The sequence below is a fragment of the Halopseudomonas sp. 4NH20-0008 genome (assembly GCF_057548395.1).
Map to the genome: position 1 here is coordinate 139,972 of NZ_BAAJMD010000003.1, position 21,676 is coordinate 161,647.

The 21,676-nt window shown below is 59.2% G+C and carries 24 protein-coding genes and 1 riboswitch; of the genes, 6 read left to right on the forward strand and 18 right to left on the reverse strand.

Features of this window, described 5'->3' with window-relative positions; genetic code table 11:
- Nucleotides 1–5: 5 nt before the first annotated feature.
- From AC27HQ_RS04340 to miaB, 4 genes are all read right to left on the reverse strand, one after another.
- Nucleotides 6–845: a CorC family transporter gene (locus AC27HQ_RS04340; RefSeq protein ID WP_487154770.1), complete on the reverse strand. Its 840-nt coding sequence runs from the start codon at nt 843–845 to the stop codon at nt 6–8.
- Entirely contained in the window at nt 842–1,318 is a 477-nt protein-coding gene (ybeY, locus tag AC27HQ_RS04345) for an rRNA maturation RNase YbeY (protein WP_487154772.1), read from the reverse strand. Before ybeY ends, AC27HQ_RS04340 begins: the two co-directional genes overlap by 4 nt.
- Nucleotides 1,308–2,321 (reverse strand): PhoH family protein, encoded by a 1,014-nt coding sequence (locus tag AC27HQ_RS04350; RefSeq protein ID WP_487154774.1) that lies wholly within the window; start codon nt 2,319–2,321, stop codon nt 1,308–1,310. Before AC27HQ_RS04350 ends, ybeY begins: the two co-directional genes overlap by 11 nt.
- Nucleotides 2,322–2,485: 164 nt before the next feature.
- On the reverse strand, nt 2,486–3,817 hold the full coding sequence (gene miaB / locus AC27HQ_RS04355; protein WP_487154776.1) for a tRNA (N6-isopentenyl adenosine(37)-C2)-methylthiotransferase MiaB: 1,332 nt from the start codon (nt 3,815–3,817) through the stop codon (nt 2,486–2,488).
- A gap of 133 nt (nt 3,818–3,950) precedes the next feature.
- On the opposite strand from miaB, the gene AC27HQ_RS04360 reads away from it, so the two are divergent.
- The gene (locus tag AC27HQ_RS04360) at nt 3,951–4,277 is read left to right on the forward strand and encodes a DUF1820 family protein (protein WP_487154777.1); all 327 of its coding nucleotides are present in this window, start codon (nt 3,951–3,953) and stop codon (nt 4,275–4,277) included.
- A gap of 4 nt (nt 4,278–4,281) precedes the next feature.
- Here AC27HQ_RS04360 and AC27HQ_RS04365 read toward each other — a convergent pair whose 3' ends face one another.
- The 5 genes from AC27HQ_RS04365 to AC27HQ_RS04385 are packed head-to-tail and all read right to left on the reverse strand — an operon-like array spanning nt 4,282 to nt 8,297.
- Nucleotides 4,282–4,911 carry a tetratricopeptide repeat protein gene (locus AC27HQ_RS04365; protein ID WP_487154779.1) on the reverse strand — a complete coding sequence of 210 codons (630 nt, stop codon included), beginning with the start codon at nt 4,909–4,911 and terminating at the stop codon, nt 4,282–4,284.
- A gap of 15 nt (nt 4,912–4,926) precedes the next feature.
- Nucleotides 4,927–5,574, reverse strand: coding sequence for a hypothetical protein (locus AC27HQ_RS04370; protein ID WP_487154780.1), 648 nt, complete (start codon nt 5,572–5,574; stop codon nt 4,927–4,929).
- Nucleotides 5,571–6,851 (reverse strand): glutamate-1-semialdehyde 2,1-aminomutase, encoded by a 1,281-nt coding sequence (gene hemL, locus AC27HQ_RS04375; protein ID WP_487154781.1) that lies wholly within the window; start codon nt 6,849–6,851, stop codon nt 5,571–5,573. Before hemL ends, AC27HQ_RS04370 begins: the two co-directional genes overlap by 4 nt.
- Before the next feature lie 10 nt (nt 6,852–6,861).
- The gene (gene thiE / locus AC27HQ_RS04380) at nt 6,862–7,500 is read right to left on the reverse strand and encodes a thiamine phosphate synthase (protein WP_487154783.1); all 639 of its coding nucleotides are present in this window, start codon (nt 7,498–7,500) and stop codon (nt 6,862–6,864) included.
- On the reverse strand, nt 7,497–8,297 hold the full coding sequence (locus AC27HQ_RS04385; RefSeq protein ID WP_487154784.1) for a hydroxymethylpyrimidine/phosphomethylpyrimidine kinase: 801 nt from the start codon (nt 8,295–8,297) through the stop codon (nt 7,497–7,499). The genes thiE and AC27HQ_RS04385 overlap by 4 nt, the downstream gene beginning before the upstream one ends.
- A gap of 126 nt (nt 8,298–8,423) precedes the next feature.
- Here AC27HQ_RS04385 and AC27HQ_RS04390 point away from each other — a divergent pair, with 126 nt between their 5' ends.
- On the forward strand, nt 8,424–8,846 hold the full coding sequence (locus AC27HQ_RS04390) for an Mpo1 family 2-hydroxy fatty acid dioxygenase (protein ID WP_487154785.1): 423 nt from the start codon (nt 8,424–8,426) through the stop codon (nt 8,844–8,846).
- A 45-nt stretch (nt 8,847–8,891) separates the two neighbouring features.
- On the opposite strand, the gene AC27HQ_RS04395 is transcribed toward AC27HQ_RS04390, so the two are convergent.
- The 7 genes from AC27HQ_RS04395 to AC27HQ_RS04425 form a co-directional block, all read right to left on the reverse strand.
- Entirely contained in the window at nt 8,892–9,521 is a 630-nt protein-coding gene (locus AC27HQ_RS04395; protein WP_487154787.1) for a pseudouridine synthase, read from the reverse strand.
- Between the two features lie 93 nt (nt 9,522–9,614).
- Nucleotides 9,615–11,261, reverse strand: a complete 1,647-nt coding sequence (locus AC27HQ_RS04400) for an acyl-CoA dehydrogenase family protein (RefSeq protein WP_487154788.1) — start codon at nt 11,259–11,261, stop codon at nt 9,615–9,617.
- Nucleotides 11,258–11,899, reverse strand: coding sequence for a TetR/AcrR family transcriptional regulator (locus tag AC27HQ_RS04405; RefSeq protein WP_487154790.1), 642 nt, complete (start codon nt 11,897–11,899; stop codon nt 11,258–11,260). Before AC27HQ_RS04405 ends, AC27HQ_RS04400 begins: the two co-directional genes overlap by 4 nt.
- An 87-nt stretch (nt 11,900–11,986) precedes the next feature.
- Entirely contained in the window at nt 11,987–12,187 is a 201-nt protein-coding gene (locus AC27HQ_RS04410; RefSeq protein ID WP_487154791.1) for a DUF2788 domain-containing protein, read from the reverse strand.
- An 85-nt stretch (nt 12,188–12,272) separates the two neighbouring features.
- Nucleotides 12,273–12,758 carry an Lrp/AsnC family transcriptional regulator gene (locus tag AC27HQ_RS04415; protein WP_487154792.1) on the reverse strand — a complete coding sequence of 162 codons (486 nt, stop codon included), beginning with the start codon at nt 12,756–12,758 and terminating at the stop codon, nt 12,273–12,275.
- 320 nt (nt 12,759–13,078) lie between these two features.
- Complete coding sequence (locus AC27HQ_RS04420; protein WP_487154793.1) at nt 13,079–13,963, reverse strand: cation diffusion facilitator family transporter; 885 nt, start codon at nt 13,961–13,963, stop codon at nt 13,079–13,081.
- A complete protein-coding gene (locus tag AC27HQ_RS04425) occupies nt 13,963–14,373 on the reverse strand; it encodes a polyribonucleotide nucleotidyltransferase (RefSeq protein ID WP_487154794.1) in 411 nt (136 codons plus the stop codon). Before AC27HQ_RS04425 ends, AC27HQ_RS04420 begins: the two co-directional genes overlap by 1 nt.
- A 110-nt stretch (nt 14,374–14,483) precedes the next feature.
- On the opposite strand from AC27HQ_RS04425, the gene hrpB reads away from it, so the two are divergent.
- From hrpB to AC27HQ_RS04445, 4 genes are all read left to right on the forward strand, one after another.
- Nucleotides 14,484–17,021 (forward strand): ATP-dependent helicase HrpB, encoded by a 2,538-nt coding sequence (gene hrpB, locus AC27HQ_RS04430; RefSeq protein ID WP_487154795.1) that lies wholly within the window; start codon nt 14,484–14,486, stop codon nt 17,019–17,021.
- Nucleotides 17,022–17,089: 68 nt separating this feature from the next.
- The gene (locus AC27HQ_RS04435; protein WP_487154796.1) at nt 17,090–18,112 is read left to right on the forward strand and encodes a methyltransferase; all 1,023 of its coding nucleotides are present in this window, start codon (nt 17,090–17,092) and stop codon (nt 18,110–18,112) included.
- 25 nt (nt 18,113–18,137) lie between these two features.
- Nucleotides 18,138–18,318: riboswitch (yybP-ykoY riboswitch) on the forward strand.
- Nucleotides 18,319–18,333: 15 nt separating this feature from the next.
- A complete protein-coding gene (locus AC27HQ_RS04440; protein ID WP_487154797.1) occupies nt 18,334–18,915 on the forward strand; it encodes a TMEM165/GDT1 family protein in 582 nt (193 codons plus the stop codon).
- A 91-nt stretch (nt 18,916–19,006) separates the two neighbouring features.
- Entirely contained in the window at nt 19,007–20,335 is a 1,329-nt protein-coding gene (locus AC27HQ_RS04445; protein ID WP_487154798.1) for a voltage-gated chloride channel family protein, read from the forward strand.
- Between the two features lie 12 nt (nt 20,336–20,347).
- On the opposite strand, the gene AC27HQ_RS04450 is transcribed toward AC27HQ_RS04445, so the two are convergent.
- Both AC27HQ_RS04450 and AC27HQ_RS04455 read right to left on the reverse strand, forming a co-directional pair.
- Nucleotides 20,348–20,662, reverse strand: a complete 315-nt coding sequence (locus AC27HQ_RS04450; RefSeq protein ID WP_487154799.1) for a BON domain-containing protein — start codon at nt 20,660–20,662, stop codon at nt 20,348–20,350.
- 78 nt (nt 20,663–20,740) lie between these two features.
- Nucleotides 20,741–21,553: a M48 family metallopeptidase gene (locus tag AC27HQ_RS04455; protein ID WP_487154800.1), complete on the reverse strand. Its 813-nt coding sequence runs from the start codon at nt 21,551–21,553 to the stop codon at nt 20,741–20,743.
- Nucleotides 21,554–21,676 lie beyond the last annotated feature (123 nt).

A 21,676-nucleotide genomic window follows, 5' to 3' on the forward strand; every position in this document is an offset into this window, starting at 1 on the left:
GGTCCTCAGGCAGGGAGTACCGTGACACGCAGCAAATGCACGCGACGGCTGTCGGCATTCAAGATGCGAATCATGAAGCCCTCCAGTTCAACCACTTCATTGCGTTTGGGCATGTGACCAAAGGCATTCATTACCAGACCGCCGACGGTATCGAATTCCTCGTCGGAAAAGGCGGTATTGAAGTGTTCGTTGAACTCTTCGATAGGGGTCAGGCCCTTGACCAGAAAATCACCGCTGGGCAGGGGTTTGATCTGACTGTCTTCGTCGACATCGTGCTCGTCTTCAATATCGCCAACGATCTGTTCGAGCACATCTTCGATGGTCACCAGGCCGGATACGCCGCCATATTCGTCAATGACAATGGCCATATGGTTTCGGGTCGAACGGAATTCCTTGAGCAGCACGTTAAGGCGCTTGGACTCGGGTACGCAGGTGGCGGGGCGCAGGAGTTCCTTGATATTGAAACGCTCGTTGTTGTCCTGCAGCATCAGCGGCAGCAGATCCTTGGCCAGCAGAATACCGAGCACATCATCAATACTGTCGCCAATCACCGGAAAGCGCGAGTGTGCTGCTTCGATAACGTCAGGCAGAAACTCCCGGGGCGTCTGGCTGGCCTTGATGGTGGTCATTTGTGAGCGCGGAATCATGATGTCGCGCACCTGCATGTCGGAAACCTGCAGGGCGCCTTCGATGATCGACAGGGCCTCGATATCCAGTACTTCGTTGGCATGCGCTTCGCGCAACAGTTCCAGCAGTTCCTGGCGGTTCTTGGGTTCGTGGACAAAAGCCTGGACCAGTTTGTCCAGCCAGGACTTGTGCCCATTGGTCGATCGATCTTCGCTCATGATTCCTTGTTCTCGTCGGGTTCAAGATAGGGGTCGGCAATGCCCAGTTGCGCCAGGAGCTGGCGTTCCAGGTTTTCCATCTGCTCGGCCTCGTGGTCTTCGATATGATCATGGCCGGTCAGGTGCAGACAACCATGAATGACCATATGGGCCCAATGGGCCAGGGGGGCTTTGTGTTGCTCAATGGCTTCGCGGGCGACGACCGGGGCGCAGATAACCAGATCGCCGAGCAGGGGGATCTCAAGCTCGGGCGGCAGGTCGGCCGGGAAGGACAGTACGTTGGTCGGGTAATCCTTGCCGCGGTAGTCGTGGTTCAGACTACGGCTTTCGTCTTCATCGACAATGCGGATGGTCAGCTCATGACCGGGCTTGTCCTGCAGGGCCAGTCCGGCCCAGCGCCTGAAGCTGTCATCGTCGGGCAGGTCAGGGGCGCTGGAGGCGCGTTGTATGTCCAGGTCCAACTTAACGATCATCGCGGCGTTCCTGGCGCTGGTTTTCCTGATGCAGCTCGAAGCGATCATAGGCTTCGACAATACGCTGGACCAGAGGGTGACGCACCACGTCCTTGGACTTGAAGTGGGTAAAGCCAATGCCTTTGACGTCCTTGAGCACCTCGGTGACATGCGCCAGACCGGATTTGGTGCCGCGTGGCAGGTCAACCTGGGTGACGTCACCGGTGATCACGGCGGTGGAGCCAAAGCCGATACGGGTCAGGAACATCTTCATCTGTTCCAGCGTGGTGTTCTGGCTCTCATCCAGAATGATAAAGCTGTTGTTCAAGGTGCGGCCGCGCATGTAGGCCAGCGGCGCGACTTCAATCACCTGTTTCTCAATCAGTTTGGCCACTTGATCAAAGCCAATCATTTCATACAGGGCATCATATAGCGGGCGCAGGTAGGGATCGATCTTCTGGGACAGATCGCCGGGTAGAAACCCGAGCTTTTCACCGGCTTCAACGGCCGGGCGGACCAGTAGTATGCGCCGGATCTGTTCGCGTTCCAGCGCATCCACGGCGCAGGCCACGGCCAGATAGGTCTTGCCGGTACCGGCCGGACCAATACCGAAATTGATGTCGAACTCCTGGATCGAGCGCACATAGGCCTGCTGGTTCGGGCCGCGCGGCTGGATGGTCATGCGCTTGGTGCGCAGCACCACGGGTTTGTCCGTGCCGGTGTGATACAGGCTGTCGCTGAGGTTTTCCAGTCCGGCTTCCTGCAAAAACAGATGAACGGTATCGGTTGAAAGGTCGGCGTTATCGCGGGTTTCCCGGTAGAGCTGGCGCAGCACCGCTTCGGCAGAGCGAATCAGACTGGCTTCGCCGATCAGCTCGAACTGGTTGCCGCGGTTGCGCACTTCGATACCCAGACGCTGCTCGATCAGGTGCAGGTTTTCGTCAAACTGACCGCAGAGCGCGGCAAAGCGGCGGGCATCAACGGGCTCGATACTGAAACTGTGGATATGCAGAGGAGCGTTCAAAGTGGTCTATCGGTCGCCTTGTGGCAAGAAGTTGGTGGAAGCATAGCGCGCCCTTGGTTTGATGCAAAGGGGTATGCCGGGTCCTGTGATGTTGCTGTTTGCGACGGCCGGAGCTGGATCATGCACCCCGGTGCACAGGTTTACCTTGTGCAGCGGGGTGCATATCAACTGGCGATCAGCGATCCGCGCAACGAATGGGGCAGCGCTTCATCAATCTGTACATCGACAAATTGACCGATCAAACCCGGATTGTCACAGCGGAAGTTGACGATTCGGTTACTTTCAGTGCGGCCCTGCAGCATGCCGGGGTCTTTTTTCGAGTAGTCGGTAACCAGAATGCGCTGAGTGCTGCCAACCATACGCCGGCTGTTTTCAAAGCCTTGCTGGTTGAGACGATTTTGCAGAATCTGCAGACGCTGCTTTTTCACGTCCATCGGCGTGCTGTCCGGCAAATCCGCTGCCGGTGTGCCAGGGCGTGAGCTGTAGATGAAGGAGTAGGAGAAGTCGAAGCCGACCTCTTCAACCAGCTTCATGGTCTGCTCGAAGTCGCGCTCGGTTTCGCCTGGGAAACCGATGATAAAGTCGGAACTGAGGATCATGTCCGGCACTGCGGCGCGCAGCTTGCGCACCCGCGACTTGTATTCCAGCGCCGTATGGTTGCGTTTCATGCCGGCCAGGACGCGATCGGAACCGGACTGCACAGGCAGGTGCAGGTATTTGACCAGCTCCGGCACCTCGGCATGGGCCTGAATCAGACTGTCGGAAAACTCCAGCGGATGCGAGGTGGTGTAGCGAATTCGGTCGATGCCGTCGATAGCGGCAATCACACGGATCAGATCCGCCAGGTCGGCCACCTTGCCATCATGGGTCTGGCCTCGATAGCCGTTGACGTTCTGGCCCAGCAGGGTGACTTCCCGGACACCGTTTTCGGCCAGATGCAGGCACTCGGCAAGCACGTCATCGAAGGGGCGGCTGACTTCTTCGCCACGGGTATAGGGCACCACGCAGAAACTGCAGTATTTGCTGCAGCCTTCCATAATCGAGACATAGGCGGTGGGTCCGTCAACCCGCGGTTCGGGCAGACGGTCGAATTTTTCGATTTCCGGGAAGGAGACGTCCACCTGCGCGTTGCCGGTGCTACGCGCTGCATTGATCATTTCCGGCAGGCGATGCAGGGTTTGCGGGCCGAACACCACGTCAACGTAGGAGGCGCGATCACGGATTGCCGTGCCTTCCTGGCTGGCCACGCAGCCACCGACACCGATGATCAGATCAGGATTCTTTTCCTTCAGCGGGCGCCAGCGTCCCAGTTCCGAGAACACCTTTTCCTGCGCCTTCTCGCGAATCGAACAGGTATTGAGCAGGATCACGTCCGCCTCTTCAGGGCGGTCGGTCAGTTCCATTGCCTGATGTTCGCCAAGCAGATCAGCCATGCGCGAGCTGTCATACTCGTTCATTTGGCAACCGTGGGTCTGGATAAAGAGTTTCTTGGCCATGGGTGCTCTGGGGTTGTCCGAAAAAGGCGAATTATACACAGGTGCCGGGGTGCCTGTCCTGTGCTGTGGTATTATCCGCCGCCGTCGCACCTTCCGTGCCGGTCAGCCATGAATCAGGTTTTACGGTTTCGTTATGAGCAAAGAGAAACAACCCATTTTCCGCGTGATTTTCCACAATCAGGGCCAGGTCTATGAGCTCTATGCACGGCAAATCTATCAGAGTGATCTCTGGGGCTTTCTGGAAATTGAAGAGCTGATCTTCGGTGAGCGTTCACAGATGCTGGTGGATCCGTCCGAAGAAAAGCTCAAGACCCAGTTTGATGGTGTGGCCCGCAGCTTTATTCCGCTGCAGGCGATAGTGCGTATTGATGAGGTAGAGCGTATCGGTCCGGCCAAGATCAGCGAGGCCAAAGGTGGCAACATCATGGCCTTCCCGATGCCGCCGCAGCCGGGGTCCTGAGACGCTACTCGAGTATCGCCTCGTCGCCGTCGATCGCTGGCTGCTGTGCGGGCATTGCCTCGCTCTCAGGCAGGGGCGTCGCTTGCAGGCTCTGTAGCTGTTCTTCGCGGATTTGTGTCAGGTAATTGCGAAACAGGGTGCCGAGCACCTGGGTGGCCACGGCCAGTTCCTGAGCGTTCATTTGCAAGGCAATCTGGTCGCTGACATCCATGGCGGCATCCTTGCCGTTCACCGCAGCCATCTTCAGGATGATATAGGCCTGGGGCAAGTTACGGTCCACGCCTTCGCCCTGATAGTGCATCAGCCCCAGTTGATACTGAGCGCCAGGGTGGCCCTGAATCGAGGCCTGTTCGTACCATTCCAGCGCCTGGGGTACGTTCTTGTCAGTGCGCTCGCCCTTGAAATGAAATTCACCCATCTCGAACTGCGCCTGCATATCTCCTGATTCTGCCAGCGCGCTGCACGCCTCAACCGCCAGTGGCAGACTTTCATCGTTGACGCGGTTGATTGCACAGCGCTCATCGGTACTGATCAGCAAGGTATTGCCGGTCTGGGCCTGGGCCACCGAACTCAGGCCAATCAGACCCGCCAGCAGGAGGCTGGCAAGTAGCCGAACAGTGCAGGGTGCGTTCATGGTGCAGTCATGGCCTCAGGTGCGATCTTGTGGTGTTGAATAGCTATTGTGCGCCTGTTCGGCCAACAGGCCAACTGCCAGTCCCCCGGCCAGGTAGCCGGGCAGCAGCCAACTGGCCTGCAGGCTGGCCTGTAGCAGCGCAAACTGAGGCAATTCGGAATTCAGCAGGGCCGGCAGAACCAGGCAGACCGGCGCGACCAGGCACAGCAAGCTGATGCGCCGATCATGTGCCAGGTACAGCAATGCCGTTGCCAGAAGCGCCAGTGCGCCCAGCAGGCTGACCAGCCACTGGTAACCGGTTTGCCATTCCAGATAGCGGGACAACTCGTAAAAGGCCATGATCCCGAGAATGACGCTGGCCCAGTAATTGGGTTTCCAGCTCATGCCCCTGCCCAGATACAGCGCCGCCAGTCCGAGCAGGAGCGGGGCTATATGTTGCGCCGCCAGCCCCATGATCCGTTGGGCATGGGCCAGACCGCTATTACTCAGGCCCCAGCCGGCCAGCGCAAGCAGTAGGCTGGTAGAGGCGACCAGCAGGAGAGCGACCATGGCCGCCTTGAGGGCACCCTGGGCTGGCGCATGCATCAGTGACTTGCGGCGCCAGAGCCAGACGCAGAGTCCCAGGCAGCTCAATCCCAGTAACAGGTAGACAAGACTGCTCATAGCTGGGCAAAGGCCTTTTCCGCCGCGTTCAGGGTCAGCTCCAGCTCGGTGTCGCCATGGGCGATGGAAGTGAATCCCGCCTCGAAGGCGCTGGGCGCCAGATACACGCCGTTGTCCAGCATGCCGTGGAAGAAGCGCTTGAAGCGCTCGACATCACTGGCCATGACGTCTTCAAAGGTGATGATGTCGTCTGCACCGGAAAAGTACAGGCCGAACATGCCGCCAGCCTGGGTGGTCACGAAGGGGATGCCGGCGGCATCGGCCCGCTCCTGCAGGCCAGCCAACAGGCGGCTGGTGTACTGGCTCAGCTCGGCATGGAAACCGGGGCGACTGATCAGGCGCAGCGTCGTCAGACCGGCGGCCATGGCCAGCGGATTACCCGACAGGGTGCCGGCCTGGTAGACGGGGCCCAGTGGCGCAATGACCTGCATGATCTCGCGCTTGCCGCCGAAACAGCCAACCGGCATGCCGCCGCCGATGATCTTGCCGAAGGTGGTCAGGTCAGGCATGACGCCATAGTGCGCCTGGGCGCCACCCAGGGCGACGCGGAAACCGGTCATCACTTCATCGAAGATCAGTACCACGCCGTGCTGGTCACAGAGTGTTCTGAGTCCCTGAAGAAAACCGGGCGCCGGGGGAACGCAATTCATGTTGCCGGCCACCGGCTCGACAATGATGCAGGCGACCTCAGAGCCCTGTTCCGTCAGGCAGTGTTCAACGGCGGCCAGGTCGTTGAACGGCAAGGTCAGGGTGTGCTTGGCGAAGTCGGCAGGCACGCCGGCGGAACTGGGCACGCCCTGGGTCAGGGCGCCTGACCCGGCCTTGACCAGCAGGCTGTCGGAGTGGCCGTGGTAACAGCCTTCAAACTTGATGATGTTGTCGCGTCCGGTGTAACCACGGGCCAGGCGGATGGCGCTCATGGTCGCCTCGGTACCGGAACTGGTCATGCGGACCATCTGCATGGACGGCACCAGCGAGCAGACCAGATGGGCCATCTCGGTTTCCATGGCGGTGGGGGCGCCATAGGACAGGCCATGCTGCAACTGGTTGCGCACGGCATCCAGTACCTCGGGATGGCTGTGACCCAGGATCATCGGTCCCCAGGAGCCGACATAGTCCACGTAGCGCTTGTTGTCCTCGTCGGTGACGTAGGCGCCCTCGGCGTGTTTGAAGAAGATCGGTGTACCGCCGACGCTGCGAAAGGCCCGGACCGGTGAATTGACACCACCGGGAATGTGTTCCTGGGCGGCGGCGAAAAGGCTTTCTGAACGGGACATAAGGATTCTCTCAAAGACGGTTGAATAAATGGCTGAAACCCTGGGCACGGGCTTCAACTTCAGCAGGGGAGGCTGCCGCAAACAGACCCTGTACCACGGCGACCAGACTGGCGCCGGCACTGATCAATTGCGGGGCGTTGTGCAGTGTCACGCCGCCAATGGCCACGATCGGCAGGCTGAAGCGCTGCCGTGCCTGTTCCAGCAGGACTGGCGTGGCAGCCGGTGCGCCGGGTTTGGTCACGGACTGGAAAAATCGCCCGAAGGCAATGTAACTGGCGCCGTCACGCACGGCCTGCTCGGCAAAGTCCAGGCTGGCGTGGCAGGTGGCGCCGAGGATTGCATCCGGCCCAAGGGCCTGACGGGCTTCGCTGAGCGAGCCGTCGTCGCGCCCGAGATGCAGGCCAACCTGCAGATCGCTGGCCAGGCGCAGGTCATCATTGATGATCAGCTCGGCACCGTAGTAGGCGCACAGTGACTGCAGTTGCAGCGCCTGCTCTTGGCGGCGCACAGCGTCTGCGGATTTATCGCGGTACTGCACGAGGCGGGCGCCGCCGGCCAGGGCCGCATCGACCCAGGACATCAACTTGTCGCCGACCAGTAGCTGACTATCGGTGATGGCATATAAACCGCGCAGGGCCGGTCTGCTCACGAGCAGAAGTCCAGCGGCAGGCGCCTTGGCACATATTGGCCGTGACCGGGCTGTTCGGCATCACGCAGGGTGCGCCAGGTATAGGCCAGTGCCGAGTTGACTGCGCTGATCAGTTCTTCACCCAGGGCCAGACGGCCGGCAAGGGCGCTGGCCAGAGTGCAGCCGGAGCCATGGTAACTGCCGGGCAGACGTGGGCAACTGAATTCGTGGCGGCTGCCGTCTCGGCAATACAGTCGGTTGTGGATATCCTGTTCATCGCCATGGCCGCCGGTAATCAGCAGGTTCTGGCAGTAGGGCAGCAGTTTGTCGGCGCAGGCATCGGCGCTGCCGTTCGGCAATTCCGCCAGAATGCGAGCCTCGGGCAGGTTGGGTGTGGCAATGCGGGCGATTGGCAGGAGTTTCTCCCGCAACGCGTAGCCGACCTCGTCCTTGCCCAGTGATCCGCCACCACCGGCACGCAGAACCGGATCGCAAACCAGCGGTAGATCAGGGTGGTCACGCATCAACTCGACCACGGTATCGACCATCTGCAGATTGCCGAGCATGCCCAGCTTGACCGCTGATACCGGCATGTCCTGGAGTACGCAGCGGGCCTGGGCCAGCACCCATTCAGGGTCGAGTACTCGGAAGTCGCTGACATCGACAGTGTTCTGCACGGTCAGTGCGGTGACGGTGGGGGCTGCATGGCAGCCCTGTGCAAGCAAGGCTTCAATATCGGCCTGCAGGCCGGCACCGCCGCTCGGATCATGGCCGGACAGGCACAACACAACGGGTCTGGATGGCATCAGTGTTTTCATCGGCTAAGCTTACCATCATGCGTGCATGACCGGCAGGGGAGCAGACTGGCTTTCAGGGCCATGGCGAGCCTGTTGGCGGCCGTTGATACTCTTTGTTTGTAAAAAACAATAACAGGAGTGCTTGAAATGAAAGCCATTGATCAGTGGTTTGATGAATATGCCGTCAGTCACCAAAATCCGCTGAACAAGCTGCTGCACTGGATCTGTGTACCGCTGATTACCTTCAGCGTGTTGGGCGTGCTTTGGGCTATTCATCCCTGGGTATCGATGCTGGCCGTGGCTGGCGCGTTAGCCTTTTATCTCAGTCTATCCTGGCGCATTGCTGCTGCCATGCTGGTGTTGAGTCTGATCATGCTGCTGATTCTGAGCATGATGACCCATGTGTTCTGGCCCAGTGTGGTGATTTTTGTGCTGGCCTGGGTTGGTCAATTTATCGGTCATCATGTTGAAGGCAAGAAACCTTCCTTCTTCAAGGATCTGCAGTTTCTGCTGATTGGACCCATCTGGTTGCTGGGTTTTGTGTTCCGAGCCTTGAATCTGCGTTACTGAACTCTGTCGAGTGAGCCTGTTGTCAGTTGGATACCTTTGGCAGGTTCAGATACTGAGTTCGCGCCATTGTCCTGGCTGCAGGTCGCCAAGTTGCCAATCGCCGATAGCTACCCTGACCAGCCTCAAGGTTGGCAGGCCCACGGCGGCGGTCATGCGTCGTACCTGACGGTTTCTGCCTTCGCGGATGGTGATGCGCAGCCAGTGGGTCGGGATGCTGGCGCGAAAGCGTACCGGCGGGTTGCGTGGCCAGAGTGCCGGTTCTTCAATCTGCACTACTTCGGCTGGGCGGGTAGGGCCGTCATTCAGCAGCGGGCCGGCGCGCAAAGCCTCAAGCTGGTCGGTGCTGGGCGTACCTTCGACCTGCACCCAGTAGGTCTTGGCCAGTTTGTGTTTTGGATCGGTGATGCGCGCCTGCAGTTGTCCGTCATTGGTCAGCAGTAGCAGGCCTTCACTGTCGCGATCGAGACGGCCGGCTGGGTAGATGCCAAGGATATCAACATAAGCCTTCAGCGTCTGACGACCCTCTGCGTCGGTAAACTGGGTCAGCACATCATAGGGCTTGTTCAGCGCAATCAGGCGCGGGGTGTCCGGGCTTGGCGCCGCTTGGCGGCGTGCTTTGCTCTTGCGCGACACTGCTGGCTTGAAGGGAGCGGTTCGTGGTCTGGTCGGTTTCATGCCGGGTTCTTGGTTGCGGACGACAGTGCGATGCTAGAGAAAACCTTTGCCGCTGGCAAAGCCGGGACTCGATTGAGAGCCCCGGCTTACCTGTCAACGGTTGGGTGTCGCGCGGTCAATCAGTGCTGCGACATCGATGCCACGTGGCAGGGTGCCGTAAACCCGGCCGCGTCCACCGAAGCGGCTGGCGATAAAGGCTTCGGATACCAGGTTGTTGCCGGCTTGCAGCAACAGCGTTGCCTGTAGGGCAACAGCGACGTCCTCGGTCAGTTGTCGGGCGCGGTACTGGATATCGTCAGTGTCGCGGAAGTCGTTCTTGATACCTTTAATATGTGCCCTCAAGCGGGTATCGCCATGGCCGTCGCCCAGTTCGCTGAACAGCACTTCGAGTACCCCGGGCTCCTTGGACAGAGCGCGCAGTACATCCAGGCACTGAACGTTGCCCGAGCCCTCCCAGATCGAGTTGACCGGCGCCTCACGGTAAAGCCGCGGCAGAATGCTGTCTTCCACATAGCCCGCACCACCCAGACACTCCTGCGCTTCGTTGATCATGGCTGGGGCGCGCTTGCAGATCCAGTATTTGCCAATGGCGGTGACTAGCCGTGCAAATTTTTCTTCATGTTCATCTTCGGCCTGATCAATGGCCTTGCCCATGCGCAGGGTCAAGGCCAGTGCCGCTTCGCTTTCCAGTGCCAGATCAGCCAGTACGTTTTGCATCAATGGTTGTTCGGCCAGCACCCGGCCACCGACCTGGCGGTAGGCGCAATGGTGGCTGGCCTGGGCCAGGGCCTGGCGCATCAGCGAGCTGGAGCCGATCATGCAGTCAAAGCGGGTCATTGAGACCATTTCGATGATGGTTGGGACGCCGCGACCTTCTTCGCCAACCATCCAGGCCAGGGCGCCACGAAACTCGACCTCGCTGGAGGCGTTGGCCTGATTGCCCAACTTATTTTTCAGGCGCTGGATATAGAACTGGTTGCGCGAGCCATCCGGACGATGACGTGGCAGCAGAAAGCAGCTCAAGCCCTTGTCGGTTTGCGCCAGGGTCAGAAAGGCATCACACATGGGCGCCGAGCAAAACCATTTGTGTCCGAGCAGTTCGTAGGCCTGCCCTGGGCCACTCGGACCCAGTGCATGGGCGCGGGTGGTGTTGGCGCGGACATCGGTGCCGCCCTGCTTTTCGGTCATGGCCATGCCGATGGTGACGCCGGTCTTGTGTTCCATCGGCAGATTACGCGGGTCGTACTGGCGCGAGAGGATTTTCGGCAGCCATTTCTCGGCCAGGTCCGGCTGCTGCTTCAGGGCCGGGACGCAGGCATAGGTCATGGTCATGGGGCAGCAGGTGCCGGCTTCGATCTGATTGTGCAGATACATGTGTGCTGCCCGAGCTACATGGGCACCGGGTTTGGGCTCGGTCCAGGGTGACGAGGTGATGCCGTGGGCGATGCCGGCCGCCATAAGCTGATGGTAGGCAGGATGAAATTCCACCAGATCAATGCGGTTGCCATTGCGGTCATGGCTTTTGAACACCGGCTTGTTTTCATTGGCCAGAAAGCCAGCCTGCATCAACGGATCTCCCGTTAACAGGCCGTACTCGGACAATTGATTGTCCGCCCAGTCACCTTGAAAGCGGTGCACCCATTGTTTGAGTGCCAGATCACTGTGATACAGATTGATGCCCTCAAAGGCCGGGACCTGATTGGTGACGTCGTGGGTTTCGGCGAACTGGTGCAGGTTCATGGGGTGGTCTCCTTGGCGCCCAGGGCGCGCAGACAAAAGCAGCTGAGAGCGCGGCTGTAGTTTTCCAGGCTTTCACTGGGAAGCCCGCTGGCACGCAAGGCACGGGCCTGGGGTGACAGGGGGCCGATCAGAGATTCGGCAATGGCGCCGACCAGGCACGCGGCCGTGACCGGGATATTGCTTACGTCAAAGCTGCCGTCTTCATTGCCCTGCTGTATCAGTTTGGCAAACAGATCGGCGTAGGCAGCGCGATAGCGCAGCCGTTCGTGATCAACCTCGGGGTCCAGGGGCTCGGCAATCAGCGCATGGGCCAGTTGGCGGCTCTGCCAGGCACGGCCGACAAACTGCGCCAAGCCCCGGCGCAAGCGTTGTGCGGCGTTACCCTGGCCGAAGAACTGCGTTTTCAGGGTGTCGATTTCAACGCGAGTGGCCCGCACAAAAACCTCGGCGGCCAATGCGCCTTTGCCCGGAAAGTGACGGTATAGGCTGCCGGTGGCTATCCCGGCAGCTTTGGCCAGAGCGCTCATGGTCAAGGCAGTAAAGCCACCTTCGGTAACCTGTTCCAGAGCGCAGTCGAGAATGTGCTCGCGCAGTGCCTGGTCGCGCTCAACGCGGGTCTTGGTGAGTCGGTAGGGCATAATCTGAATCCTGATTCATTTTGATTTCAAGTGAATCAGGATTCAGATCTTGTCGCAGGGGGTAAAGGTGACAGGCTTCAGGCTGTTTCAGCCTTCCATATTGCCGATGATCACGGCCTTGATGACAAAGCCCAGCACGCCCAGGCCCAGGGCAAAAAACAGCACCATGGTGCCGTACCGTCCGGCTTTGGATTTCTTTGCCAGATCCCAGACGATGTAGCCCATGAAGGCGACCAGGGCGAAAATCATCAGGGGCATGGCCAGGGCTTCAAACTGCTCGTAGTTCACAATCTAGCTCCGAATAAAATGCATAGGCTACCTGTCGTTGCCGGGACTGGACAGTGACAGGTGGTCGCGGCCGGTTATCGCCAAATCAGTTTTTCAAATGATCCAGTGGCAGTTCGGTGCTGCTGAGTATCTGGTTCAGTACAAAGCTCGAGCGCACGCTGGAGACGCCGTCAATCCGCGTCAGACGGCCGAGCAGAAACTGTTGGTAATGCTCCATGTCCTGAACCACAACGCGCAGTTGATAGTCCGCTTCCATGCCGGTCACCAGACAGCAATCGAGGACCTCGGGGCATTCAAGAATGGCTTTTTCGAATCCGGCAAAACGCTCCGGGGTGTGGCGGTCCATGCCAATCATGACAAAGGCGGTCAGCGTCAGGCCCAGTTTGCGCGGCTCAAGCAAAGCTACCTGGCGACGAATATAGCCGCTGTCTTCCAGTTGCTTGACCCGTCTGGAACAGGGGGAGGGGGACAAGCCTATTTGCTCGGCCAGCTCCTGGTTGCTGATGCGGGCATCATGCTGCAGGGCAGCGAGTATTTTAAGATCATAGCGATCAAGATTGTGCTCTGACATGGTGTTTCTCTGGTAGTTTTGCGCGTTAATTAATAAATGTAGTTACTAATTGCTGTAACTGGCCATTTTAATGCAATTTTAAGTGAGAAATGGCGCGCCTATCTGGTTATAGTTGATTCCAGTTCGACGCCGATGCCGGTTCGTCCACGCCGCGCCTCCACAAGAGGGGCGGCAGGCACTGATCAAACCCGATCCGATGCCACCCGGCAACCCAGCCCACAAGGCCAGGGATCAGCGGCAGCACCCACCCGGATGCAACCCCAGGGCGCAAAAAAGGCTGAAGCTCGTCTTCGGCCTTTTTTATTGCCCGCAAGCCGGGTCTAAACCGGGTCGCTATGAATCAGCACCTCGGCCTGCGGATAGCGCGTTTCAATCGCTGAGCGGACCGTTTCGCCCAGTTCATGGGCTTCAATAAGTGGCATCTGGGCGGGTAACTCAAGGTGCATTTGCATAAACCATAGATGTCCCGATTCGCGGCTGCGAAAATCATGCACGTCAATGACCCCGGGTATGCCTCTGGCCAGGGCAAGCACCTCTTGGCGAATCGCATCTGGCAATTCATGGTCCATCAAAACCTGAATGGCTTGTATGCCGATCTGAAAGGCGCTGTAACCGATAAAGACGGCAATCGCCAGACCGAACAGGGCGTCTGCACGCTGGATACCGAACGACGCCAACAGCAGTGCCACAATGATGCTGGCGTTAAGGAGCAGGTCTGAGCGGTAGTGCAGCGAATCGGCGCTGATGGCTGTGGAACCGGTCTGTTTGATCACGTGGCGTTGCACCAGCAACAGGCCAAGGGTGGCAATGATCGACAGCACCATCACTGCAATGCCGAGCCAGGCTGCATCGAGCGGTCTGGGATTGAACAACCGGTCGATCCCTTGCAGCAGCACCAGCAAGGCAGAGCCACTTATAAAGGCGGCCTGGGCCAGGCCGGCCAAGGCTTCGGCTTTGCCATGTCCGAAGCGATGTTCCCGATCTGGTGGTTTGAGGGCGTAACGTACGGCAAACAGATTGATGATCGAGGCGCCGGCATCCATCAGGGAGTCAATCAGTGAGGCCAGCAGGCTGACCGAGCCGGACATCACCCAGACCCCGCTCTTGAGCATAATGAGCGCGGCTGCTACCGAGACCGAGGCGTAGGTCGCCAGTTTCAGCAGTCGAGAGCGCTCCTCTGGGCTAAGTGCTGTCGGAATGTTCATCAGCCGCGGACTGGCAGGCCCAGCTGGGCCAGTTGCAGGTTATCTAGGTGATGCAGTTGGCGGGCCTGCTCAAGGGGCAAATCCAGACCCAGATCCTGTTGAATAATCACCTTGAGCTTGAGCGGATCGACCTGCCCGCTAGCATCGACGGCATCCTTCAGGCGCTCTGGCGCGATACTGTAGCGATTGTCTGGCAGATAAATGGCCCCGGTAGTGAAGTCGATGGCAAAGGCAAGCAGGCCCGGCAGTACATAAAACAGCAGACCAATACCATTCAGAACCGCCACCTCAGGGTCGATCTCGCCACTGATCTGGCCTCGGCGCTCTGGGTAGAAAAGGGTTCCGCAGGCCCCGAGTTGGGTGGTCAGAGAGACGGTCAGGAGTATTGCTGCAAGGGGCTTGAGGCGCATGTCGGGATCTCGTATCCAGTTGTTGAACAGATCTGAGCGCCGGACTGAGTTGCCCGGCAAGCTGCTGCACGGGGCTATAATAGCGCCTTTGCTCAACGGCCCCCAGCTCGATGAATGAATTACCCATAAATGCGGTACTGCCAGCGTTGGACGCAGCGTTGGCGGCTCACTCCAGCGTCGTTTTGCAGGCCCCGCCGGGGGCAGGTAAAACCACCCTGGTGCCTCTGGCCTTGCTGGACAGTGCCTGGCTGTCAGGTCAGCGCATTATCATGCTGGAGCCACGTCGGTTAGCTGCGCGTGCGGCCGCTGAACGTATGGCCGAATTGCTTGGCGAGCGCGTTGGCGAACGGGTCGGTTATCGCATCCGGCTGGAGAGTCGGATCAGTGCCGCCACCCGTATCGAGGTCATTACCGAGGGTATTTTGCAGCGTATGCTGCAGGATGATCCTGAGCTGGCCGGGGTTGGGCTGGTTATTTTCGATGAATTCCATGAGCGCAGCCTGGATGCAGATCTGGGGCTGGCCCTGTGTTTGCAGACCCAGCTCTATCTGCGCGATGCCGTGCCGCTGAAATTGCTGATCATGTCGGCCACCCTGGATGCCCAGGCCATCAGCGAGTTGCTGGATGACGCCCCCTTGGTCAGCAGTCAGGGGCGTCAGTTCCCGGTGGCAATAGCGTACAGCGCCGCGCGGCAGGTCAATGAGCGCATCGAGCCGGTTGTGCTGCAGGCCATCAAGCGGGCGTTGACTGAAGAGACCGGCAGTATTTTGGTATTTCTGCCCGGTGCGGCTGAAATTCGACGGGTCAAAGCCGATCTGGATCAACATCTGCAAGGGCAGACGGGGGTGCTGGTTACGCCCTTGCTGGGTGATCTTGAGCTGGCGGCCCAGCGTCGGGCCATCAGTCCGGCACCGGCCGGACAGCGCAAGGTGGTGTTGGCCACCTCGATTGCCGAGACCAGTCTGACCATCGAGGGTGTGCGGGTGGTGATCGACAGCGGCTTGTCGCGGGAGCCGAGTTTTGATCCGGTGTCGGGCATGACCCGTTTGCAGACCCGGCGCGTCTCCAGTGCGGCGGCTGAACAGCGCGCAGGGCGTGCCGGCCGCCTTGAACCGGGGGTCTGTTATCGGCTCTGGTCGGAGGATCAGCAGGCGCAGTTACAACCCCGTAGCACAGCTGAAATCCTCCAGGCTGATCTGGCGCCTCTGGCGCTGCAATTGGCGCAATGGGGTATTCAGGACCCGGCTGAACTGCGTTGGCTTGATCCGCCATCTGCTGCGCCCCTTGCTCAGGCCAGAGAGCTGTTGGAAGGTTTGGGGGCTTTGCGCCTGGAGCAACAGGGCTGGCAACTGACGGCCCATGGTGCCGACATGGCCGCACTGCCCATGCACCCGCGACTGGCGCATATGCTGCTGCGTGGTCAGTCCATGGGGTTGGGCTTGCTCGCCAGTCGCCTGGCTGCGGTGGTCAGTGAGCGTGATCTGCTGTCACGTTCTCAGGATGCCGATATCAGCCTCAGATTGGCGCTGTTTGATCAGCAGGGTCAGACATTGGCAGTCGATCGTGGGGCGTTGCAACGTGCCCGGCAACTGGCTGCCCAGTGGCAGCGACTGGTGGCAGCGCGAGCCACGGATCAACCCGTTGCCGAGGCGGACAGTGAAGCCTGCATTGGTCTGTTACTGGCCATGGCCTATCCCGACCGGATTGCCCAGCGGCGCGGCGCCGAGGGTGGCGAATACCGCTTGGCCAATGGCCGCTCGGCGAGTTTTGCCGAGGTTGACTCGCTGCAGCAACAAGCCTGGCTGGTGGTGGCCAGTCTCGGCGGCCACGCCACGCAACGCAGCGTACGGATTTTCATGGCTGCCGCCCTTGATCCGCAGTTGATCGAGTCGGCTTTGCCCGAACTGGTTCGCCAGCAGGATCAACTCAATTGGGATTTGCGCAATGACGTGCTGGTGGCCGAGCGGCAATGGCTACTGGGGAGTCTGGTCCTGCGCCGCGAACAACGGGTCGAGGTCGATGCACAGCAGCGTCAGGCCGCGCTTTGCAATGTGGTGCGCCGTCAGGGCCTGGACTTGTTACCCTGGACCCCTGGATTACGCCAATGGCAGGCCCGCGTCGCACTGTTGCGAACCCTGGATGTGCAGGCTGGTAATGACAGTATCTGGCCAGATTTATCCGATCAGGCGCTATTGGATAACCTGGAGAACTGGCTTGGGCCCTGGTTGGGCAAGGTCAGCCGCCAGGCGCACTTTGCCAACCTGGATCTGAACAACATGCTGCATGGCTTGCTGCCCTGGCCCCTGCCAAAACAACTGGATGAACAGGCGCCCAGTCATTGGCGGGTGCCGAGCGGTTCATCGATTGCGATTGATTACAGTGAAACGCCCCCGGTACTGGCTGTGCGTCTGCAGGAACTCTTTGGCAGCAGCAGCACACCGCGTATCGCGGGTGGCCGTGTGGCGCTCAAGCTGCACCTGTTGTCACCGGCACGCCGACCGGTTCAGGTGACCCAGGATCTGGAAGGCTTCTGGCGTGGCAGTTATGCCGAGGTGAAAAAAGAGCTGAAAGGTCGTTATCCCAAGCACTACTGGCCGGATGACCCATTGCAGGCCGAGCCAACATCCCGGGCCAAGCCGCGCAAATAAATCGCTGCCCTTCAAGCGTGACGAGCAGCCACGTACAATACGCCATCCCCACACCCACGGAGCCAGGCATGGACAATACCAGCGAAATTCTTTTACGCAGTGCCGAGCTGTTCAGCGGCAAGCGACTGTTGCTGGTCAACCCCCCTGCTGATGCCTTGACCGCGACGCTTGAGGCCAACTGGACGGTTTGGACCTGGGATTTTGCCGTACAGCGAGGGCTGGCGGCGTCTGGTTTGAGTGCCGAACAACTCAGTTTCTCTCATCTGTGCCCCGCAGTTGAAGGCCTGGATGGCGCCATATTGGTTATGCCCAAGGCCATCGAGCGGGCCGAGTATGCGCTGGCACAAATTGCACCCCTGCTGCCTGCCGGTTGCCCGCTGTATCTGGTCGGCGAGAAAAAGGGTGGCGTCAGCCGCGCCGAAAAGCTGCTCAAACCCTATGGCGGCCTGGCTGAAAAACTTGACTCGGCGCGGCACTGCCAGCTCTGGCGGCTTGAAGTTGACGGCCTGGCTGAGCCCTTTGCCTTGGCTGACTGGCAACGCCATCTGACGCTGGCGTTGACCGATCAGCAGGTCGAACTGATCAGTCTTCCGGGTGTTTTCAGTCATGGCCGGCTGGATGAGGGGAGCCAACTGCTACTGGATGAAATGGCCAGTCTGCCAAGCGGCAAGGTGCTGGATTTTGGGTGCGGGGCTGGGGTCCTGAGCATTGTCCTGGCAAGGCGCAATCCGCAAAGCCGCTTTGAGCTGGTTGATGTGGACGCGCTGGCGTTGTATTGCGCCGAGCAGAATCTGGCATGCAACGGGATTGAGGCTGGGGTCTATGCCTCAGATGGCCTGAGTGAAGTGCATGGGCGACTGGCGGCGGTGATCAGTAATCCGCCTTTTCACACGGGCATACGTCACGATACCAGTATTGCCGAGCGTTTTTTCGAGCAGGTTACCCGTCATTTGCTGCCGGGGGGGGAGCTGCGTATCGTGGCCAACGGCTTCCTGCGTTACCCCGCGCTGATCGAGGCGCATGTTGGCCGTTGCCAAGTACTGCGGGAGAACAGCCGGTTCAAGGTGTACTCGGCGCGGGTACCCGGTTGACCCCGTTTCAGCTGCGGCGTATAGTCGCCGCGTCTTAGGGGAGTAGTCTCTCGCCGGGCCATGTGCCCGCAGGTGAACGTCAACATACTTGGTCCGCAGACCATGGCGCTCACGGCCTGTATCTTCGGGTTTGACGAGACCTATGGCATGCACATACCGAGCAAGGACGGCGGGGTGGGCGTGTCATTGGTATTCGCAATCCGCCCTTTTTGGAACTCTCTGTGGAAGCCTTTCTTGTCTCAACCGGCATAGTCACCCTCGCTGAAATCGGCGATAAGACCCAACTGCTGGCTCTTCTTCTTATCCTGCGCTTTCGTCGGCCCTGGCCCATCGTGCTGGGCATTCTGGTTGCCACTGTCGCCAACCATGCGCTAGCCGGTGCGCTCGGACAACTGCTCGGCTCCCTGCTGAGCGAGGTGTGGCTCTATGGTCTGCTGGCCCTATCCTTTGTTGCGGTTGCACTATGGACCCTGGTGCCGGATGAGCTGGACGATGATGAGGGCTTGACCGTCGGCCGCTTCGGGGTGTTCACGGCCACCCTGATTGCCTTCTTTATTGCTGAAATGGGTGACAAGACGCAGATTGCCACCGTGGTACTGGCGGCGCAGTTCGATGCCTATGTCTGGGTTGTCATGGGTACAACCTTGGGCATGTTGCTGGCCAATGTACCTGTGGTGTTCATGGGTAACGCGCTGGCCGGTCGCCTGCCGCTGAATTTGATTCGCGTCCTGGCGGCCTTGGCTTTTCTGTTAATGGCGCTTTATGCCGGGTGGCAGGCCTGGGGTGCATGGCAGTCAGTCTAGCCAAGCTGGTTCGTGCTGTAAGCGGCTGTTAGAGTACGGATACCTCTTTGCAAGACCCTGGTTTCACTGCCGCATTCAGGAGCGCGTGAGCATGGAAAGATTGAACATACCGGCGCGGCTGGAACTGGTTCTGCATCTGCTTAAATGGCTGCTGCTGGCTAGTGCTGTGGCTGTTCTCGCGGGCTCCGCGTCGGCACTGTTTCTTTTCGGGCTGAACTGGGTGACGGATACGCGGGGCGAGCATGCCTGGCTGGTCTGGCTGCTGCCTGTTGCCGGCTTTGCCGTGGGCTGGATCTATCTGCGCTTTGGCCAGTCAGTGGAAGCTGGCAACAACCTGTTGCTGGAAGAAATCTATGACAGCCAGCGGGTCATTCCGTTGCGCATGGCGCCGCTGGTGCTAGGCGGCACCCTGGTTTCCCATTTATTCGGGGCCTCGGTGGGGCGTGAGGGCACGGCGGTACAAATGGGCGGTGCGCTGGCGGATCAACTGACCCGATTATTCAGGCTCAGTGCCGAGGATCGGCGCATTATGCTCATGGCCGGGATCAGTGGCGGCTTTGCCTCGGTCTTCGGCACGCCGCTGGGCGCGGCCATCTTTGCCCTTGAAGTATTGGCCACCGGACGCATTCGCTATGAGGCAATACTGCCCTGCCTGATTGCGGCAATAGTGGCTGATCAGGTCGCCCTGCTCTGGGGTATTCAGCATGATCATTATATGCTGTCTTTGATTCCGGAGATCAGTCTCTGGGGGCTACTGGCCATGATTATCGCGGGCGCGGCGTTCGGCTTGACCGGCAAGCTTTTCGCCTTGGCGACCCATGGGCTGACCATCTTCATGCGCAGGTGCATTAGTTATAGTCCCTTGCGACCCTTTGTGGGCGGTCTGCTGATTGCGGCGGCGGCCTGGTTTTTGGGCGGAGAGCGTTATCTTGGTTTGGGGATACCGGTGATCATGGAGGCGTTTGAACAGCCGCTACCCGCTTATGACTTTGCCGCCAAGATGCTCTTTACCATTGCCTCGTTAGGCAGTGGCTTCAAAGGCGGAGAAGTGACGCCCCTGTTCTTTATTGGCGCCACCCTGGGTAATGCGCTGTCGCCGATATTGGATATGCCCTTCGGCCTGATGGCTGCCGTGGGGTTTGTTGCGGTATTTGCTGGCGCGGCCAATACCCCGATTGCCTCTACTCTGATGGCTATGGAGCTGTTTGGCGCAGAGATTGGTCTGTTTGCCGGGGTCGCCTGCGTGGTCAGTTACCTGTTTTCCGGTCATGCCAGTATCTACAGTGCCCAACGCATTGGTCACAGTAAGCACGGGCGGCTGCCAGAGGGCCTGCGTCTGGGCGAGTTGGCGGATTACCTACGCCAACAGAAAAGGACTGAAGATAGCCAGCGCAGCGATACCGATAACAAGGATCACTGAGCCGGCAGGCTATCAGCGTATTTGCATATCGTTACGCACGGCCTTGACGCCATTGACCTGGCGGGCAATGGCCACAGCACGGCTGGCAGAACTGCGTGAGCTGACGAATCCGCTCAGCTGTACCACCCCCTTGTAGGTTTCCACATTGATCTCAAAGGCTCTGATCTCGCTGTCGCGAACAAAGGCAGCTTTTACCTGGGTGGTAATGAGACTGTCATCGACAAACTCGCCCGGCGACTTCTGGCCTGAGGTGACGCTGCAGGCGGTAAGGCTCAACAGGCTGAAGCTCAACAGTAAGACGGTAAAGAACTGGCGAAGCGTGTTCATGATGTGGCTCACTGATGTAGGTTGAGTAATGGGTTAAGGGCTGATGCTTGTGCAATCGGGTCATCAGCCCTGCGACTGTTAGCGGCGGCGGGCCGCTTCATAAAGCGGCTGAACGCGTGGTATGGCAGCCTGCAAGCTCTGAATGCGTCCGGATGAGGACGGGTGGGTGCTGAGGAAAGCCGGTGGCTCACCCTGAGAGGCACTGGCCATTTTCTGCCACAGGGTAACAGCGGCCTGGGGGTTGTAACCGGCGCGGGCAGCCAGCTCCAAACCAATCAGATCAGCCTCGCTTTCATTGGCCCGGCTGTTGGGCAAGGTCAGGCCAACCTGTACTGCCTGGTTGGCCATTTGCTGCGTACCTTCGCCCAGGCCTAACAGGGCGCCGGCCAGTTGGGCGCCAGTTTGTGTGACGTAGGCACGTGAAATGGCTTCACGCCCGTGCTCACGCAGGGCATGAGCAATCTCATGGCCCATAATCTGGGCAATTTCATCATCGGTCAGTTGCAGGCGGGTAATGATGCCGCTGTAGAACAGAATCTTGCCGCCGGGTGCGCAACTGGCATTCAGCTCTTCACTCTTGATCAGATTGACTTCCCAGTTCCAGTTGCGCGCATCCTGGCGGAAGTTGACGACCTGGGGGATCAGTTCGTCGGCAATACCGCGCAAACGTCGGGCCATGGCAGCATCCGTGTTAAGCACACCCTTGTTACGCGCTTCGCTCAGCATCTGGGCATAGGATTCAGCTGCCATGCGGTCCACTTCGGCACTCGGCAGGGCACTGAACATACGTTGCTGGCGGTCAACGCCGACAGCGCCACCCTGGGTGGTCTGAACGGTTTCACAGCCAATAAGCAGAGCAAGAGGCAGGCACAGCAGATAACGCATACGCATGGAATTCATCCTTTGAATGACCCAGTTGAAAAACCGCTATTGTTCACACTTAGTGTCGCTTTGACCATCAAATGAACTAAAGTTTTCATCAGCAATATTATTTGTTGCAGAAAACCGGCTACT